2 protein-coding genes are annotated in these 2,502 nt (G+C 35.0%); both read right to left on the reverse strand.

Annotated features, from left to right (window positions below; genetic code table 11):
• Nucleotides 1-36 precede the first annotated feature (36 nt).
• Entirely contained in the window at nucleotides 37-801 is a 765-nt protein-coding gene (gene istB / locus FCJ93_RS24530) for an IS21-like element helper ATPase IstB (protein ID WP_025909801.1), read from the reverse strand.
• Nucleotides 802-803: 2 nt separating this feature from the next.
• Nucleotides 804-2,366: an IS21 family transposase gene (gene istA, locus FCJ93_RS24535; RefSeq protein ID WP_016205450.1), complete on the reverse strand. Its 1,563-nt coding sequence runs from the start codon at nucleotides 2,364-2,366 to the stop codon at nucleotides 804-806.
• Nucleotides 2,367-2,502: the final 136 nt, after the last annotated feature.

A 2,502-nucleotide genomic window follows, 5' to 3' on the forward strand; every position in this document is an offset into this window, starting at 1 on the left:
TGTGACCGTCAAGTAGAATGAAACAATTTTTGCTCGTTATTTTGAAACACTTTGTTCCCCAAATATGGTAGAACGATGCTTCATACGATAACTATCTTCATTTAAATGAATGATTTCTACTCGGTGAAGAATCCTATCTAGAATTGCTGTTGTTATAGCTTGATCACCCAATAATTCTCCCCATTCTTTTGGTGCCTTATTAGAGGTCAAGATAATGGAAGACTGATTATACAAGTCATTAATTAAATGAAAGAACATATTAGCTTCTTGTTGATCCATTGCCATAAACATTAAGTCATCTATTATGACTAAATCAGCCTCTCTAATTCTTTTCATTCTTGCTTTTGACTTTCGTGTGATTTCTTCTGTTTTCAGGTTATGAATTAAATCTCCCATTGATGTGAATATCGCTTTATACCCTTGGTTAATAGCCTCTATTCCTAGGCCTACGGCCAGGTGAGTTTTACCTACACCTGGTGGCCCTAATAAAATCAAATTGTACAGCTGTTCTATCCAAGTTAAATCTTTTAATCTATTTAGTTGTTTGTTGCTTAAAGACTTTTGTTCTTTTAAATTAAACTCCTCAAGTGTTTTGCTGAAAGGAAAAGTTGCCCACTTTAATCGGTTGTTTAGTTGCTTTTCTTCTCTTCGAGTTTGCTCATAAGAAGTGACATCTAACAGGAATTGAGTAAATGAAAGGTCTTTTTGCTCAGCTTCTCTGATCAAATGGGGGAGATGCTTGGCAGTTTCAACGAGTCTTAACCCTTTCATTATGTCTTGTAATTGTTGGATTTGGCTCATCGCTATTCAACCTCCATTAAAACCGTGTAAGTATCTACTTTTCTTTTGTATGCTTCTGTTTCTAAAACCCATTCTGATAGCCTGTTCAAAGTCTTAACTTCTTTCTTTTTATCAATAACTGTTTCATGTACCTGGCGCTGACGTTTCACATATGCAATGATATCACCAAAATCAGTTGCACTGTATAATTTCCTTTTTAAACACTCTGCTAACGCTTTAGTCAGTACTTCGTTATCGATACCTTTTGTTTCGCGCAAGATGATTTGCAACTGGTCTTTAATGTAACGAGGATTTTTTTCCCTAACCTTCTCTAAATATTTAAAGGCTAGTTCTTTATCTTCAAATCTCTCAGCCACTGTATTAATGAATGCTCCAACACCTTTTGTACGATCCCTACTATGTTTTTTATCTTTTATTAACATCCCTTTCCCTTCGGGAATTGAATGTTTTGCAATAATTTCGCCAGTATCAGGTATATAAATAACTAATTCTTTAGTCTCCGTTTCCTTGATACATACTTTTTCATATTTGTTATAAGTTCCAAGTGGAAGAGAGTACCGATTAGATTGGTAACGAATAGTATTGTCCTTATGAACACATCTTGCTATACTTATCTCATAGTTATTTTGAATATCTATATTTTGGGAGACTGGTTTTAAGTGTTGCTTTTCCAGGAGGAACACTTCGAATGGTCTCTTTTTTGTTGTATTGTGTATTTTATAGTTACCCGTTCTGTTCAGCCATTCCCATCCTTGCTCATTCCAAGAGTCGATGTTATGAAACACTCTATGTTTGGCATAGTTTTGTTTGATAAATCCAACTACATTTTCTATTCTTCCCTTACTCTCAGGGTCAGCTTTTCTACAAACCCGAAGGTTTATTCCTCTGGATTCTCTATACTGCTGAAATTCTTTAGTTAAAATTAGATCTCCACCATTTTCGCTAACAACAATTAAACTATCTTGGTCATAAACGATCTCATTGGTCATTCCTCCATACCATTTAAACGCGTTCTCATGGGCTTGTATAACATCCCGTGTTGTAAATGGTCTATCCAACCACTCTTTATACTTTTGTCTAGAATGTGATAAGACAAAAGCTATAAAGTTGAGTTTGGCTTCCTTATTATCAACAGTTTTTTGTCTCGTATGACCAAAATCTACTTGCATTTGTTCTCCCATTGGGGGATCAGGAATTGCCTCATACATTCGAGGAGATGTTTCCTTATTTATTTTGTATTCTTCTCTTAATGCTTTTACATATGTTCTTACTGTACTTTCTCCAACAGTTAGATCTTTATATTTCTCTAAAAGCCAATCATAAACTTGTGCTGCTGACATATCCGGATGCATTCTCAACCAAGATAAAATCAGTTCTTTATATGGATCTAATTTTTTCTTTTTATACTGAAGAGAATCAACCCATTCCGCCATCTCCGAAGGAGATCTCTTTAAGTGCCTGTAAACAGTTGTTCGAGAAACCCCTAACTTTTCAGCTATCTTTGTCTGACTAAATCCTTGCTTTAATAATTGCTTTATCTCCATGTACATTTCCCACTTATCCACCTTCGCTAACCTCCACTGCAAGTATGAACTATGATCATTTTACAGTGATAGGTTGATATTTTTTGCTGGTATATTTGGGTAAATAAGCGTTTCATCTTATCAAGCAAAAACTGTACACTTTATTCTAGCAGTCACA

The organism is Robertmurraya siralis, from assembly GCF_005502275.1.
GTDB classification, from domain to species: Bacteria; Bacillota; Bacilli; order Bacillales; family Cytobacillaceae; genus Robertmurraya; species Robertmurraya siralis.

Bases quoted from the DNA above. Each gene is read 5' to 3' on its own strand.
- istB (WP_025909801.1), bottom strand. From the start codon at position 801: ATGAGCCAAATCCAACAATTACAAGACATAATGAAAGGGTTAAGACTC.